The organism is Caballeronia grimmiae (genome assembly GCF_022879615.1).
GTDB lineage: Bacteria > Pseudomonadota > Gammaproteobacteria > Burkholderiales > Burkholderiaceae > Caballeronia > Caballeronia grimmiae.
This window is the reverse complement of sequence record NZ_CP084271.1, coordinates 991,069-1,005,888: the sequence shown is the minus strand read 5'-3', so window position 1 is coordinate 1,005,888 and position 14,820 is coordinate 991,069. Positions and strand designations below refer to the sequence as shown.

The 14,820-nt window shown below is 63.8% G+C and carries 12 protein-coding genes; 5 read left to right on the top strand and 7 right to left on the bottom strand.

Annotated features, from left to right (window positions below; translation table 11 throughout):
- Positions 1–121 precede the first annotated feature (121 nt).
- The gene (locus LDZ21_RS04785) at positions 122–1,585 is read left to right on the top strand and encodes a cytochrome ubiquinol oxidase subunit I (RefSeq protein WP_244794430.1); all 1,464 of its coding nucleotides are present in this window, start codon (positions 122–124) and stop codon (positions 1,583–1,585) included.
- A 41-nt stretch (positions 1,586–1,626) separates the two neighbouring features.
- The gene (cydB, locus tag LDZ21_RS04780) at positions 1,627–2,634 is read left to right on the top strand and encodes a cytochrome d ubiquinol oxidase subunit II (protein WP_244794429.1); all 1,008 of its coding nucleotides are present in this window, start codon (positions 1,627–1,629) and stop codon (positions 2,632–2,634) included.
- Between the two features lie 13 nt (positions 2,635–2,647).
- Here the strand turns inward: cydB and LDZ21_RS04775 are convergent, their stop codons facing one another.
- From LDZ21_RS04775 to LDZ21_RS04765, 3 genes are read right to left on the bottom strand one after another with little or no spacing between them, the layout of a single operon-like run.
- Positions 2,648–3,127, bottom strand: coding sequence for a hypothetical protein (locus tag LDZ21_RS04775; RefSeq protein ID WP_244794428.1), 480 nt, complete (start codon positions 3,125–3,127; stop codon positions 2,648–2,650).
- A gap of 37 nt (positions 3,128–3,164) precedes the next feature.
- Positions 3,165–3,722, bottom strand: coding sequence for a peroxiredoxin (locus tag LDZ21_RS04770; protein ID WP_244794427.1), 558 nt, complete (start codon positions 3,720–3,722; stop codon positions 3,165–3,167).
- A 34-nt stretch (positions 3,723–3,756) separates the two neighbouring features.
- Complete coding sequence (locus tag LDZ21_RS04765) at positions 3,757–5,019, bottom strand: EAL and HDOD domain-containing protein (RefSeq protein ID WP_244794426.1); 1,263 nt, start codon at positions 5,017–5,019, stop codon at positions 3,757–3,759.
- Between the two features lie 456 nt (positions 5,020–5,475).
- Between LDZ21_RS04765 and LDZ21_RS04760 the strand changes: the two genes are divergently transcribed.
- Positions 5,476–7,347, top strand: a complete 1,872-nt coding sequence (locus LDZ21_RS04760) for a putative bifunctional diguanylate cyclase/phosphodiesterase (protein WP_244794425.1) — start codon at positions 5,476–5,478, stop codon at positions 7,345–7,347.
- A 143-nt stretch (positions 7,348–7,490) separates the two neighbouring features.
- Complete coding sequence (locus LDZ21_RS04755) at positions 7,491–8,963, top strand: HDOD domain-containing protein (RefSeq protein WP_244794424.1); 1,473 nt, start codon at positions 7,491–7,493, stop codon at positions 8,961–8,963.
- A gap of 31 nt (positions 8,964–8,994) precedes the next feature.
- Here LDZ21_RS04755 and LDZ21_RS04750 read toward each other — a convergent pair whose 3' ends face one another.
- Both LDZ21_RS04750 and LDZ21_RS04745 read right to left on the bottom strand, forming a co-directional pair.
- Positions 8,995–9,441: a hypothetical protein gene (locus tag LDZ21_RS04750; RefSeq protein ID WP_244794423.1), complete on the bottom strand. Its 447-nt coding sequence runs from the start codon at positions 9,439–9,441 to the stop codon at positions 8,995–8,997.
- 1,286 nt (positions 9,442–10,727) lie between these two features.
- Complete coding sequence (locus tag LDZ21_RS04745) at positions 10,728–12,350, bottom strand: methyl-accepting chemotaxis protein (protein WP_244794422.1); 1,623 nt, start codon at positions 12,348–12,350, stop codon at positions 10,728–10,730.
- 338 nt (positions 12,351–12,688) lie between these two features.
- Here LDZ21_RS04745 and LDZ21_RS04740 point away from each other — a divergent pair, with 338 nt between their 5' ends.
- A complete protein-coding gene (locus tag LDZ21_RS04740) occupies positions 12,689–13,921 on the top strand; it encodes an MFS transporter (protein WP_244794764.1) in 1,233 nt (410 codons plus the stop codon).
- A gap of 76 nt (positions 13,922–13,997) precedes the next feature.
- On the opposite strand, the gene LDZ21_RS04735 is transcribed toward LDZ21_RS04740, so the two are convergent.
- Positions 13,998–14,420 (bottom strand): STY0301 family protein, encoded by a 423-nt coding sequence (locus LDZ21_RS04735; RefSeq protein WP_244794421.1) that lies wholly within the window; start codon positions 14,418–14,420, stop codon positions 13,998–14,000.
- An 8-nt stretch (positions 14,421–14,428) separates the two neighbouring features.
- The gene (locus LDZ21_RS04730) at positions 14,429–14,818 is read right to left on the bottom strand and encodes a BPSL0067 family protein (protein ID WP_244794420.1); all 390 of its coding nucleotides are present in this window, start codon (positions 14,816–14,818) and stop codon (positions 14,429–14,431) included.
- Positions 14,819–14,820 lie beyond the last annotated feature (2 nt).

Here is a 14,820-nt window from a genome sequence, read left to right as displayed (position 1 = left end):
CTGCGATTGTATCGCAGCCGCGCATCGGCACAGGGCGACGCCCGATCGGCAAAACTGGTGTATCAAGAAGCAACGAACCAAGCGACCAACGAAGCAACGAAGAACCCGCCAGGGAGCGTTCATGCATATCGACTCGGTGCTGCTGTCCCGTTTCCAGTTCGCGTGGGTGGTCGCGTTCCACATCCTGCTGCCCGCTTTCACGGTCGGCCTCTCGTGCTTCATCGCGACGCTCGAATTCAACTGGTGGGTCACGAAGCGCGATGTCTTCCGCCGCCTCTCTGCCTTCTGGCTGAAGATCTTCGCGGTGTCCTTCGGCATGGGCGTGGTATCGGGCATCGTGATGCCGTTCCAGTTCGGCACCAACTGGAGCCGTTACGCCGACAAGACCGCCAACGTGGTCGGCTCGCTGATGGGCTACGAAGTGCTGACCGCATTCTTCCTCGAATCGGCGTTTCTCGGCGTGCTGCTGTTCGGCCGCAAGCTCGTGCCGCAGTGGGCGCACGTGATGTCCGCGATGTTCGTTGCGATCGGCACGCTCATCTCGTCGTTCTGGATTCTCGCCGTCAATAGCTGGATGCAGACGCCGCAGGGCTATCGCATCCTGCCGGATGGGCGCTTCGATGTGGTGAGCTTCTTCGACGTCATCTTCTCGCCGTCGTTTCCGTTCCGGCTCGCGCATACCGTGACAGCGTTTCTGGTGACGACCGCCTTCGTCATACTCGGCGTCGCCGCGATGTACATGCGGCAGCAGCGCGCGATCGAAGAAAGCCGCGTGATGCTGAAAATGTCGCTGATCTTTCTCGCCATCATGGTGCCGCTCCAGATGGTGATCGGCGACGCGCACGGCCTCAACACGCTCAAGCATCAGCCCGCCAAGCTCGCGGCGATGGAGGCGCTGTGGGAAACCCGATCGCGCGTGCCGGCCAATCTCTTCTCGATTCCCGATCAGGACGAGGAGCGCAATCACTTCGAAATCTCGATACCCGTGCTCGGCAGCCTCTACCTCACGCACGATCCGAACGGCGTCGTGCGCGGCCTGAAGGATTTTCCGCGCGAGGATCGTCCGCCGGTCGCGGTCGTGTTCTTCGCATTCCACATCATGGTCGGCGTGGCGCTGCTGATGCTCGCGACGGTCGTGACGGGCATCGTGCTGTTCGCGCGCGGCAAGCTGGAAAACAGCCCGCGATGGCTACGCGCGGCGACTTTCACGATGCCGCTCGGCTTCATCGCGGTGATCGCCGGGTGGACGACGACCGAAGCCGGCCGCCAGCCGTGGACCGTGTACGGCATCCTCCGCACGCGCGATTCGGTGACGCCCTCGCTCACCACCGGCGATGTCGCGCTGTCGTGGCTGCTCTACGTGCTCGCCTATACGGTGATCTTCGGCGCGGGCTTTATCCTGCTGCGGCGTCTGGTGCGTATCGGGCCTGCGCAGGCGACGCAGGATCACGAGAACGAGAGCCTTCAGCCGAAGACGCGGGCGGCGCGGCCGCTGTCGGCGGTGTCGTCGGGCGGCGAGACGTCGCGGCAGTCGGGACGCGTCGCAACCAGCGACGACATCGTGCCGCCGCGCCGGCGCAACTAGCCAGTCGATCACCCTAGCGAACCATCGAACGGAGAACCGCGATGCTCGATCTCGTGCCGCTGTGGGCCGCCATTCTCGCGCTGGCCGTGTTCATGTACGTGCTGCTCGACGGCTTCGACCTCGGGGTCGGCATGCTGTTTCTGCTGCGCCGCGATTCCGAAGAACGCAACCTGATGATCAACTCCGTCGCGCCCGTATGGGACTTCAACGAGACGTGGCTCGTGCTCGGCGGCGGCGGCCTGTTCGCCGTGTTTCCGCTCGCGTTCGCGATCATCGTCCCGGCGGTCTACTTCCCGATTCTCTTCATGCTGCTCGGCCTGATCTTTCGCGGCGTCGCGTTCGAGTTCCGCGAAGTGACCGGCGCGCGCAAGTGGCTGTGGGATCGCGCGTTCGCGTACGGCTCGCTCGTCGCGACCTTCGCGCAAGGCATCGTGCTCGGCATGTTCATTCAGGGCTTTCCGATCAGCGGACGCCAGTTCGCGGGAACGAGCTGGGACTGGGTCGCGCCGTTTCCGCTGCTCGTCGGCGTCGGGCTGATCTTCGGCTATTCGCTGCAGGGCGCGACGTGGCTCGTCCTGAAAACGGAAGGCGAATTGCAGGACTGGGGCCGCAGGATGGCGCGTTACGCGCTGATCGGCGTGATCGCGTTCATCGTGCTCATCAGTGTGTGGACGCCGCTCGAGGATGCGCGCATCGCCGCGCGATGGTTCGGCTTTCCGGGCAGCATCGCGTTCGCGCCGGTGCCGATACTCACCGCGCTCCTCGCGTGGACGCTCTGGTCGAGCCTCGGCAAGGGCCGCGAAGCCCTGCCCTTCGTCTGCTCGATGGGCCTGTTCTTTCTCGCCTTCACCGGGCTCGTCATCAGCCTGTGGCCGTACATCGCGCCGCCGTCGGTGACGCTGTGGGAGGCATCGGCGTCGCCGATCTCGCATCAGTTCTTCCTGATCGGCACGATGTTTCTGCTGCCCGTGCTGATGGTCTACGTGACGTGGTCGTATTGGGTGTTTCGCGGCAAAGTGCGCGGCGATATCGGCTATCACGTCGAATGACGCGACGCCCGGCTCAGAGCTTCTGCTGCACCGCGAGCGACAGGATGCGCGCCCACTGACGCGCCTCCGCGCGATTGCGCATCGGCAGACGCCACTGGCCGTGCGCCGGATCGACGACATCCAGCAGTACATGCCATCCGCTGCTTTCATCGGCCCGCGCCCCGCGCAGGTCCGCGAAGATATAGCTGCCGCGCGCCTCGCCGACGCGCACGTCGAGCAGCCGCTTGCCCGCCGCGAGCCGCACGCCGCCCCACTCGCGCGCAAGTTCGTGCGTCCAGCCGGCGCCGTCGTCGCCCTTGATGCGCGGCAGATTCGGCGCGATCTCGCGACGCCGCGCGAGCCAGAAAGCGACGCCCGCCGCGATTGCCGCCGCCACCGCCAAAGCGACGCCGATCGCGACCGAAAGCCCGAAGCGCGCATTGATCGCGTCGAAGGACCACACTGCGCCGTAGATGAGCGCGCCAAGCGCGATGAGCGCAAGGACGATCGGCATGTCGCTTATCTCCGTCTGATCGCGTGAACTGCGGCCGTCACTGCGCCTTGTGCTTTGCGTTCCAGTCGCGCAGCGCCTGCAGCGTGTTCGTGACATGCTGATCCGGCGACAGACTCGTGTATTCGTAGATCACCTTGCCGTCGGGCGCGATCACATACGACACGCGATTCGCCATCGAGCTTTTCATCGGCATGGCGGCGTCGTAGGAACGGATGATCTTCGAATCGGCATCGGCGGCGACCGGAAACTTGCTGCGGCATTCGCTCACCGAGAAGCGCTTGAGCGTGTCGATGTCGTCGTGCGATACGCCGATCACCGTCGCGCCTTCGGCCTTGTACTGATCGACCGCTTCGGCGAACTGATGCGCCTCGATCGTGCAGCCCTTCGTGAATGCCGCCGGATAGAAATACAGCACGACGGGGCCTTTCTTCAGCGCGTCGGCGAGCGAGTAATCGTAGACATTGCCGCCCAGCGACGCTTTCGCGACGAAGTCGGGCGCGGCATCGCCCGGTCCGAGCGTCGCGCCTGCCGTAAGCGGACAAGCAGCAGCGACGCAGACGATCGCCGCGACGGCCTTCGCGATTCTGTTCTTCATGTGCATTCTCACCGTGAGGTTGATCGAAGCGCGCTCAGTCGAGCGGCTGCCCCGCGAACCACGCCGCCGCCTCCACTTGCAGCCTCGCGAGCAGCGCGGGCGTCAGCGCGTCGAGCGCGGGCTCGGCGAGCCGGCACGTATCGATAGCGCGGGCATCGCCCCGTTCGGCCGCCTGCGCGATGCCGAGCAGCGCGCCGAGCACGCCTTCGCCGCCAAGTATCGCCGAGCGGATATCGGCCGCCAGATGCAGCTTATCGACAATTTGCGCCGGCTGCATGTCGAGCACCACGTGCACGAGCGAGAACACGCCGGCCATGAACGCGGCATCGGAGAAGGCTTCGTCCGATGGACGCAGCGCGCGCGCCGCGAGTTCCATGAACCGCGCCCGCGCGCCGACGAGTTGCAGCAGCGGATCGGAGCGCCACGGCAGGCCGCTGCCATCGGCATAGAGCAGCAATTGCGTCCAGCGCATCAACTGGCGCGTGCCGGCCGCGGCCACCGCATCGCGCAGCGACGACACGCGCCGCCCGCGCGCATGGGCGCTCGAATTGGCGAGGCGCATGAGTTGCAGCACGATGTCCGGATTGCGCTTCAGTTCGGCTTCGAGTTCGCGCAGCCCCGGCTCGGCGCCGAGCACCGCGAGCAGCCGCAACAGCGTGCCGCGCGCAGGGCTCGCGCGACGCGCCGACAGCACTTGCGGCCGGGCGAAGAAATAGCCCTGAAACAGATCGAAGCCGAGATCGCGTGCTTCGATGAAATCCTCGTGCGTTTCCACCTTCTCCGCGACGAGCAGTTTGCCGTGCTTCTTCGCGATCGACGCGAGTTCGGGCAGTTCGGCGCGCTCCGCCGCGAGCAGATCCACCTTGACGATATCGACCGATGGCAGCGCGGCGAGCAGCGTGTCGTCGATGCGCGTGACGTCGTCGAGCGCGAAGCGGAAGCCTTCGCGGCGCAACTGCGCGCATCGCTTGAAGAGCGCGTCGTCGAACACGATGCTTTCGAGCAGTTCCAGCACGAAGCGCTCGGGATGCATCAGATGCACGATGTCGTCGAAGATCAGCTCGCGGTTCATGTTCACGTAGCCCGGATGCAGTCCGAGCACCGCCGATACGCCCATCTCCCCGACCGTGCGCGCGACGACGTGGGCGGTCGCCTGGACGTCGTCGTGCACGCGCGCGCGATTGTCGGGGCTGTCGCGAAAAAGCAGTTCGTAGGCGGCGAGCGCGCCGGCGCCATCGAGAATCGGCTGGCGTCCGACATAGACGCGCGGAGCACGCGTCGACGGGAAATCGTTCATGACGGGAGCAGGCTGAACGCAACGCCGCGGCGTGCGGTCGCGCCCGCCGCGTGCGCAAAGGTTTGCGCGAAGGGCCAAGAGGCGCAGGCGAGGCACGCGGGCCGGTGGGTGCGGGCGGACGCGGGAGGCGGTCTAACGGCGTCGAACATGAGGCAAAACGTGTCGAGCAGGTTCGCGGATTGGATCGAACCGCGCGGCGCGGGACGCGCGGCGGTCAATCGCCAAAACGCGCCACTGTAAACGAAATCGCGGGCGCGAGCATGAAGCGGCGTTCACCCGGCAGATTAAAGAAATCGCCCGTGCCGCCGATAACTCGCCTGATAGAGCGTGCCGCGCCGTGCCGGCACGGCCAGCCCGGTAGCCGCTCGATGCGGCCACCGCGCCGCCGCGAGCGTCCGATGCGTGCGTTGCGTCGACCGCTGACGGCGAGCGTCGCCGCGAGAACCTAAACAGACCATGCAAGCGAACCGGATCAACGTCTCCCGCCGCGCACCCTGGCGCATCGCGCTCGATGCGCTGCGCCGCGCATGGGGCGCCCCCGCGCAAGAGAACCGCGAGACTCACGACAACGCGCCCCTCGTCGACGACGCCCCCGCGCCGGCCGTGCGGCCGGCCCGTTCGCCGCAACTGGAGCCGACGCTCGCCCCCGTCGATTTCCTCGCGCAACTCGACGACGCGCTGCGCTTTCAGTATGTGTCGGATGCGAGCATCGATTTCATCGGCTATCACCGCGACTATCTGAACATGCTGACGCTGCACGATCTCGTGCCGTCGGAAGAAGCGGATGAACTGAACGCGCTGATCACCCGCGCCCGCACGAGCGGCAAGCTCGAATCCGCGACGCTCAATCTCGTGAAGTCGCTGACCTATCCGATCTGCGTCGAGCTGCGCCTGATGTCGACCGACGCGCTCGGGACGCCGGGCTTCGCGCTCGCCGCATTCGACGTATCGCGCTGGCGCGAGCGGGAACTGTCGCTCGTGCATGCGCTGCATCACGATCCGCTGACGGGCCTCGAAAACGCGACGGCGCTCGAAGGCGCGATTCGCGCAGCGCAGGCCGAAGCCGAACAGACGCGCTCGCAGGCAGCGCTCGTGCTGCTCGATATCGACGACTATCAGCGCATCAACCGCGCGCTCGGCTACGACGCCGGCGACGACATGCTGCGCGAGACCGCGCGGCGCATCCAGCACACCGCCGCGCATGGCGAGCGCGTGGCGCGCATGGCCGGCGACGAGTTCGCCGTGCTGCTGCCCGCCGGCGCGACCGCGGAAGCCGCCGAAAGCCTCGGCCGGCGGCTCTTGACCGCCATCGCGCAGCCGTATCGATATCGCGGACAGCACACGCATTTGTCGGCGAGCGTGGGTGTCGCGCTCTATCCCGATCTGGCAGCGGCGAACAAAGCCGCGAGCAAGCAAGGCAAGCCCGGCGTGCAGGCGAGCCTCCTGCGCATGGCCGATCTGGCGCTCGCGCAGGCGAAGGCGGCGGGCGGCAACACGCTGGTGTTCCATACCTTCGACGACAACCCCGCCGACGCGGAGCGCCTGAAGCTCGAAGCCGATCTTTACGAAGCCGTGCGCAACGGCGAGTTTTCGCTGTTCTTCCAGCCAATCACGAAGATCCGCACGGGCGCGGTCGTCGGCGTCGAAGCGCTGATGCGATGGAACCATCCGGTGCACGGGCTCGTGCCGCCGTCGCTGTTCATTCCGCTCGCCGAGTCGATCGGCCTCATCAATTACCTTGGGAACTGGGTGCTGAAAGCGGCGTGCATGCAGCTCGTGCAGTGGGACGCGATCGGCATCCGGCTGGATTACGTGTCGGTGAACGTGTCGCCGCAGCAGTTCCGCGACAAGCGTTTCGTCACGGCGGTGAAGGAAGCCATTGCGCTGACGGGCATCGACGCCGGACGGGTCGTGTTCGAGATCACCGAGAGCCTGCTGATGAAGGACCCGGAAGAAGCGACGCGCCTGCTGGAGACGCTGCGTTCGCTCGGCATCCGCTTCGCCGTCGATGACTTCGGCACGGGCTATTCGAGTCTTGCGTATCTGCAGCGCTTTCCGCTGTCGAAGCTCAAGATCGACCGCAGCTTCGTCGACAACCTGATTACGTCGCGCAACAACCGCGCGATCGTCAGCGCGGTCGTGAGCCTTGCGCAGTCCCTCGGGCTGGAACTGGTCGCCGAGGGCGTCGAAACGGAGGCGCAGCGCGATCTGCTCGCGGATCTCGGCTGCGATCACATACAGGGCTGGCTGATCAGCCATGCGCTGCCGTCCGAGGAACTGGCGCGCTCGTTCCAGACGCACTCACTGCTGCTGCACGAGACATTATGAGAGTACGCGTGTTCGTGGTCTAATCGACGATCGCGCCTCGATTTATCGACGCCGTCGGTCTCTTCGGAACAAGACGCCGAATGGATGGATGAGCTTCAGCCGCTTCGGATTAGCCGTTGCGAGAACGATGGGTTTTATTACGCATGGCACGCACCAAGGCCGAACTACTGGACAAGCTGTGGGGGCGCATGAGCGAGCGCGGGGATTTCCCGATGCTGTCTCAGGCGCTGCGCACGACTGTGTCCGCGATGAGCGATGACGACCTCGACTTCACGGCGCTCGTGCAAGTCGTGCTGTCGGACTTCGGGCTCACGCAGAAGGTGCTGCGCCTCGCCAATTCCGCCATGTACATGGCCTTCGGCGGCAACATCACGACGGTCACCCGCGCGCTGATGGTGCTCGGCATGGACGCGGTCGGGCATCTGGTCGTGGGCCTCAAGCTCGTCGATCACTTTCATCACAGCGCGCCGCGCCGTATCGACGCGAAGCTGGAACTGAACCGCACGCTGCTGTCCGGCACGGTGGCGCGGCAGGTCACGGAACGCATCGACCTTCGATCGGCCGAGGAAGCCGTCGTCTGCACGCTGATGCGGCAGATCGGCAAGCTGCTCGTTGCGTTCTATCTCGAGCACGAATGGGATCAGTTGCGGCGCAAGGCCGCTGCCGAGCAGATCAGCGACAGCCACGCGTGCGCCGAGCTGCTGGGTGTCACGTTCGAGGAAATCGGCATCGAGGCGGCGGATCGCTGGCGTCTTCCCGAGACCATCCGCGCGGGCATGCGCGCGAGCGACCCCACTGCCCCGCCCGACGAGAGCGTGCCGAAGCACGTGCGCTGGCTGCAGGCCGTCACCAACTATTCGACCGAAGTCGCCGATGCGCTCACCGCGCAGAACGTGGCGGCGGACGGACGCGAATCGATGCTGGTTGATCTCGCCGAACGCTACTGCGGCGCGCTCAATACCGATGCCGAGACGCTCGCGGCGATGAGCCTCGCGCTCGCCAGTGAAGAGAGCGGCGACGGCGTGATGCGCGAGATCGTCGAGTTGCTGGCGGATGCGGACGCCATTGCGCGAGCGGGCGTGTCGGCGGAGGCGCGCATCGGCGCGAGCCTCGAGGACATGCGCTCGCTGCCGTCGAAAAACGCGCTCGGGCCGGTGCTCGCGCTTGCATCGGAAGCGGTGCTGGCGGGGCTTGGGCTGTCGCGCACGGTCGTGTTCGTGCGCCAGGCCAACAATGAATTCCAGGCGCGGCTCGGGCTGGGTGCGGGTATCGAGACGATGCTGCCCGCGTTGCGCTTTGCCGCCGAGTTCCGGCCGGACGTGTTCCACCTTGCGATCACGAATCCGGTGGGCATCTTCATCGAGAATGCCCACGATGCGCGCATCGACGCGCGGCTGCCTCGCTGGTACAAGGAGACGCTCGGCGAAGCGCAGGCATTCGTGCTGCTGCCGGTGAAAGCGAACGATACGACGGTCGCACTCGTGTATGGCGACTGGACGGTTGGCCAGCACGTGCACAAGATTTCGCCGCAGGAAATGAGCGCGCTCAACGAGCTTACGCGGGAGTTAAGCCGTTTTTTTTCTAACGCGAACTGGAAGGAAGTCGAGCTGATCTGATTGCTCGATGTCGTTCCAGTTCGCGTGCCCCTCAGCTCTTCAGGATCGCCACGGCTTGCTCGCCGTATCGCACGATGTAGCCGCCGTGGCTGCGTTGCCAGCCGAGCGCGTCGGTCTCGCTTGCGAACCAATTTTTCTCGAAGTCGTTGAACGCGCCGGCGTCGAAGCGGTATCGGTCGATGCTTCTGGATTCGCGTGTGTCGATGTCGGCCTTGCATGCGTCCCAGGTTGCGTAGCCGAGTTCGGCGGCCAGCATCGATAGCATGTGCTTCAGTTGTAAATCTCTGCGCGAGGCGTGGAGGTTTGTGAGGCTTCGACTGCGGGTTGCGTTCGAGCTTGCTGCCAGCAGGCGGCGCAGGACGGGCAAGGCGGCGCTCGCATCGCCGTCGCGGGCTTGCCGGAGCAGACGGCGCGCGTGCTCGCGCAGGTAGTCGCTATTGCTGACGGGAGATTCGATCGGACAGGATGTGGACCACATAACGTTGTTCCCTTATATGCGCCGTTCTCGCTGCGGCTGTAAAGGTTCGACGTTGCGGTTCGATCCGGGATGGAGTTGCGTGGCAGGAGCGTAGGACTTTCGCGAGAGGGGGCGCCGCTGCCGCGCCCTTGGTCGGGGATTTTAGTCTCGGCTTGCTGTTGCTGGCAAGGGGCGCTTTGGGTTTTGCGCGGTGAGAGGGTTTGTGTCGGTCTTATTGTTTGCTTGCCCGTTCCCGGGGCGAGGTTACTTCGTTGCCTGTCGAAGTGAGTTGGCGCTTCCTTATTCTCGTTCCATGCAAAGAATGCAGCATTCCTTTTCTCCGCAACTTGCATTTGTTTTTCGCTGAACTTGTATTCGTGTCGGTCTATTGGCTCGCCCCTCCCCGGGGCGGGGGTCACTTTCTTTGCTGCTGCAAAGAAAGTAACCAAAGAAAGCAGCTTTTTTTCGAACCGCCCAATCCACTAACTTGCGTGGCCACTCCGTAGAACAGCAGTGGCACTCAGCTTGATAGAGCCTTGAATCACTTTCCGCGCCCGCTGACTACTAACGTCCTCCGAGCCCCTTGGCTCGTTAACGCCATCATTAGTTCCGCCACCTCGAAAACGCATCTCTCATCAGCAGCCCAAGCAATCGAGTTTCGCTTACCGCATAGATCGCAAATTACACCGCTCGCGCATCGACTCCCTTGAGTCGTCCCGCGCCGTAGCAGTCAGTCGTTTTGCCATTGTCCGACTTCCTAAGACGTGTACGTTGTGCCGTTAGCATTTAAGGTCCGGCTGCTGCTTGGCTTGTGCTTGTGCGTGCCTTTTGCGTTTTGCGTTTTGCGTTTTGCCTTTTGCGTTTTGCCTTTTGCGTTTTGCCTTTTGCGTTTTGCGTTTTGCGTTTTGCGTTTTGCGTTTTGCGTTTTGCGTTTTGCGTTTTGCGTTTTGCGTTTTGCGTTTTGCGTTTTGCGTTTTGCGTTTTGCAGTCTGCGCGCATTGTCGCTCGATGTCGTCTTGTTTGCGCGCTACGTGATGGACGATCGGTGTTAACGAGCCAAGGGGCTCGGAGGACGCTAGTTGTCAGCGGGCGCGGAAGGTGATTCAAGGCTCTTCCAAGCTGAGTGCCACCGCTGTTCTACGAAGTAATCACACGTACTGTGCTTCGGGCCTGGAAAGCTGCTTTCTTTGGTTACTTTCTTTGCAGCGGCAAAGAAAGTGACCCCCGCCCCGGGGAGGGGCGAGCCAATAGACCGACACGAAAACAAGCTCACCGACAAACAACCGCCAACCGCAGACCAAACACCCTCAGCAAAGCTGAAACTTCCCCACAAGTTCCTTAAGCGCCCGCGCCTGATCATCGAGCGACTGAGCCGCAGCCGCCGCCTGCTCCACGAGCGCGGCATTCTGCTGCGTCCCCGCGTCCATCTGCGACACCGCGTGTCCGATCGCCTCGATGCCTGTCTTCTGCTCCGCCGATGCGGCCGATATCTCGCCCATGATGTCCGTCACCCGGCGCACCGCCCTCACGACTTCTTCCATCGTCGCACCGGCTTCCTGCGCATAAGTCGATCCATCGGACACACGCGACACCGACGTATCGATCAGCGTCTTGATCTCCTTCGCCGCCGCCGACGAACGCTGCGCAAGGCTTCGCACCTCGCCCGCAACGACCGCAAAGCCGCGCCCCTGCTCGCCCGCGCGCGCCGCTTCCACCGCCGCGTTCAAAGCAAGAATGTTCGTCTGGAACGCGATACCTTCAATCACGCCGATGATGTCGCCAATGCTCTTCGCGCTCGCATCGATACGCTGCATCGTCTCGACGACGCGGCTCACTACCGTGCCGCCCTTCTCCGCAATCTCCGACGCGTTGTGCGCGAGCGTCGTCGCCTGCATCGCGTTGTCCGCGTTCTGACGCACCGTCGACGTAAGCTGTTCCATGCTCGCCGCCGTCTTCTCCAGCGCGACAGCCTGCTCTTCCGTGCGGCGCGACAAATCGACATTGCCCGTCGAAATTTCGCTCGACGCCGACGCAATCGCCTCCGCGCTCGCCGCAATATCGCCGACCGTCGCGGACAAGCCCGACTGCATTTCGGACAGCGCGTAGAGCATGCTCGCGTCGTCGCGACGCTTGAGCGCGATCGGATACGCGAGATCGCCCGAAGCAATGCGGCTCGCAATCTCCTTCGCATAAGCCGGCTCGCCGCCGAGTTGGCCGGAGAGACGCCGTACCATCCATTCACTGACGACGATCGCCAGCACGAACAGCGCTGCCGTCAACGCCAGCACCATCACGAACGACGACTGGAAAATGAACGAGGCCGCATCGATCGTGCGCTTGGCCGCCGCGCCGCGCCGCTCGACGAGCTCATCGACCATCTTCTCGAGCTTGCCGGTCTCGACGAGCAGCGAGACGTCCTGCGTGCCGACTTGCCAGTTCATCTGCGACAGATCGAGCGGCTGTTCCTTTACAAGCTTCACGAACGTGCGCAGGTTGCCGCTCCACGTCGCGAGCGCGGCGGTAAAGCGCTTGTGCTGCGCGAGCGCATCGGTGTCGGAACGATCCATGTACTGCGACAACTGCGACTGCTCCTTGCCGATGTCCGTCAGCGCGTGCTCGATCTGATCGCCGAGTTCGTCGCGCTCCTTCGCCGTCGACGCGGTCAGCAGCATCTTCTGCGAACGGCTCGCGCGCAGCAGATAACCGCGCGTTTCCTCGGCCGCCCGGCTCGCGACATAACCCTGCGTATAGATCGATTCCGTTGCGCCGTTGAGACGGCTGATCTGCGTGAGCGAGATCGCGCCGATAGCCAGCGTGCCCGCCAGCACGAGGCCGAACGCGAGGCGCAGCGACGCTTTCACGGATAGTCCGCGCCTGGTCGCTCGCGGTGAGCCCGCGCCCTTGCCGGCGCGCAGCGTATGCAGTTTCATCGATGATCCCCGTAATCGTTATGGTCGAGCGATGCGCTTTGTGACGCGCTTTCATGCTCTGCTTCTTTGCTCATCTACGGCATGAGTCTGGTTTTCTTTAACGGCATAGGCACGACCGTGCGCGTTCGTTGGCTTCAGTCGATGCGATTCCTGCCCGCACTTATAACCGGCCAAAAAGTGCATGTGTCTGATGAATACCCGACCCCTCGTGTCCGATTCGCGACAAATCTTGGCAGCACACCGCGAGCGAGACATCCTAAACTTGGCAAACATGCGGTTCGCGCATGAATCGCAACGAAGAAGAGTCCGAGACAACCGCTTTTTTAACTGCCATCGACATGCAAACGAGCATCGACAAGGGCGCGTTTCCGCCATCGGAAACGCCTGCCGCCACCGCGCCGTCCGTGCAGCGCACCGTGTATTCCGTGTTGGGTGCGATCAGCTTTTCGCACCTGCTCAACGACATGATCCAGTCGCTGATCCTCGCCATCTATCCGATGTTCAAGAGCGAATTCGCGCTCACGTTCGGGCAGATCGGGCTGATCACGCTGACGTATCAGATCACTGCGTCGCTGTTGCAGCCCCTCGTCGGGCTATACACGGACAAGCATCCAAAGCCGTATTCGCTTCCCGTCGGCATGGGGTTCACGCTGTCCGGGCTGTTGCTGATGTCGGTTGCGGGCAGCTTCGGGACGCTCCTGGTCGCGGCGGCGCTGGTGGGCTGCGGATCGTCGGTGTTTCATCCGGAGTCGTCGCGGGTGGCGCGCATGGCGTCGGGCGGCAAGCATGGTCTCGCGCAGTCGCTGTTTCAGGTGGGCGGCAACGCAGGCTCGTCGCTGGGGCCGCTGCTCGCCGCGCTGATCGTCATTCCGCATGGCCAGCGCAGCATCGCGTGGTTTTCGGCGGCGGCGCTTTTGGCGATGGTCGTGCTCGCGAACATCGGCCGTTGGTACAAGCGTCATCCGGCGACGAAAAAGGGCCGCGCGCAAGCGACGCACGCCGCGCTCCCGCGCGACAAGGTCTTCATGGCGATGAGCGTGCTCGTGCTGCTCGTGTTCTCGAAGTACTTCTATCTGGCGAGCATCACGAGCTACTTCACGTTCTATCTGATCAGCAAGTTCGGCGTATCGGTGCAGACCGCGCAGATTCATCTGTTCGTGTTCCTCGCGGCGGTCGCGGCGGGCACGATCATCGGCGGGCCGGTGGGCGACAAGGTCGGGCGCAAGGCCGTGATCTGGGTATCGATTCTCGGCGTCGCCCCGTTCACGCTGCTGATGCCTTACGTCAACCTGTTCTGGACGGGCGTGTTGTCGGTGATCATCGGGCTCGTGCTGGCGTCGGCGTTTTCGGCGATCCTGGTGTACGCGCAGGAACTGATTCCGGGCAAGGTCGGCATGGTCGCGGGGCTGTTCTTCGGCTTCGCGTTCGGGATGGGCGGCGTCGGCGCGGCGGTGCTCGGGCATCTCGCGGACGTGACGAGCATCGATCACGTGTACAAGCTGTGCGCGTTCCTGCCGTTGATCGGCATGTTGGCGGTGTTCTTGCCGAAGACGAGGGATGCGAAGGCTTGATGGGCCGATGCGGCGCTGAAGCGCCGGCACGCACGAAACGCCCGGTCGAGGTTTTATGACCGGGCGTTTTGTTTGTTTAGTCGCAGGTTGCGATGAGTTTTTTATGACCGTTGCCGTCGATTGATTCGGACGTGCGGCATCGCGTGAGGGCTCGCGGTAGCTTTCGGGAGAGCAGAATCGTGTTCCCGTATCCGCACGATAACCAGATACCCTCCTCGTTCTCGGCGGCGACGAATGTCCATTCGAACGACTTGCGTCCATTCTTCGAGCTGATTTCCGGCTTCAGGTCGCGCCGGTCCGCCGGTGGCCCGATGGTCACGAGCATGTCCTGAACGGGCAGCGTCGTGCGCCGCTGCTGGGGCTGCCAGCCGTCGGGGGCATCGGTGACGACTGCGGGCTGCATGTTGATCCGCGCGGGGCACTCGATCTGCATCGCCATGCCGGCGGCCGACACGAGCAGGCAGGCAAGGCCGGCGGAGCATCTCGACAATCGATTCATCTTCGCCGTCATTCGATGATGGCGAACGCGTCTGCATTGTTGCTCGGGTCCTCGTATCGGCCGCTTCTCAGCGTGCCCTTGGGACATATCTTGCGAGACGATACAAACGGCTTGTTGCTGTCGTTTTGCCACTGGTCCATTACCCAGATGCAATCGCCTTCGCGGCGCAGAAAGAGCGCGGCGTGGTTTCCGTGAGCGTGGCTTCGGTATCGTCGTTCGACGAAGGTCGCGATGGCCGTGCCAGGCAGAATCGTTGCGGTATCGAGCACCCTCGCGCCCGCGCGCCAGCTGGCGGTCGCGGGTGCGTGCGCGTAGTGCTTGACAAGATCGACGCACTGGTGGGAGCCAACCATTTCGGTGTCTTCCAGGTTGGCTGCGTCGTTGTATCGATAGGACATGA

What these genes read in the sequence shown, in the direction of transcription:
- LDZ21_RS04760 (WP_244794425.1), top strand. Translation starts at nt 5,476, where the DNA reads ATGCAAGCGAACCGGATCAACGTCTCCCGCCGCGCACCCTGGCGCATC.
- cydB (WP_244794429.1), top strand. Translation starts at nt 1,627, where the DNA reads ATGCTCGATCTCGTGCCGCTGTGGGCCGCCATTCTCGCGCTGGCCGTG.
- LDZ21_RS04735 (WP_244794421.1), bottom strand. Translation starts at nt 14,420, where the DNA reads ATGAATCGATTGTCGAGATGCTCCGCCGGCCTTGCCTGCCTGCTCGTG.
- LDZ21_RS04770 (WP_244794427.1), bottom strand. Translation starts at nt 3,722, where the DNA reads ATGAAGAACAGAATCGCGAAGGCCGTCGCGGCGATCGTCTGCGTCGCT.
- LDZ21_RS04785 (WP_244794430.1), top strand. Translation starts at nt 122, where the DNA reads ATGCATATCGACTCGGTGCTGCTGTCCCGTTTCCAGTTCGCGTGGGTG.
- LDZ21_RS04765 (WP_244794426.1), bottom strand. Translation starts at nt 5,019, where the DNA reads ATGAACGATTTCCCGTCGACGCGTGCTCCGCGCGTCTATGTCGGACGC.
- LDZ21_RS04750 (WP_244794423.1), bottom strand. Translation starts at nt 9,441, where the DNA reads ATGTGGTCCACATCCTGTCCGATCGAATCTCCCGTCAGCAATAGCGAC.
- LDZ21_RS04745 (WP_244794422.1), bottom strand. Translation starts at nt 12,350, where the DNA reads ATGAAACTGCATACGCTGCGCGCCGGCAAGGGCGCGGGCTCACCGCGA.
- LDZ21_RS04775 (WP_244794428.1), bottom strand. Translation starts at nt 3,127, where the DNA reads ATGCCGATCGTCCTTGCGCTCATCGCGCTTGGCGCGCTCATCTACGGC.
- LDZ21_RS04740 (WP_244794764.1), top strand. Translation starts at nt 12,689, where the DNA reads ATGCAAACGAGCATCGACAAGGGCGCGTTTCCGCCATCGGAAACGCCT.
- LDZ21_RS04730 (WP_244794420.1), bottom strand. Translation starts at nt 14,818, where the DNA reads ATGTCCTATCGATACAACGACGCAGCCAACCTGGAAGACACCGAAATG.
- LDZ21_RS04755 (WP_244794424.1), top strand. Translation starts at nt 7,491, where the DNA reads ATGGCACGCACCAAGGCCGAACTACTGGACAAGCTGTGGGGGCGCATG.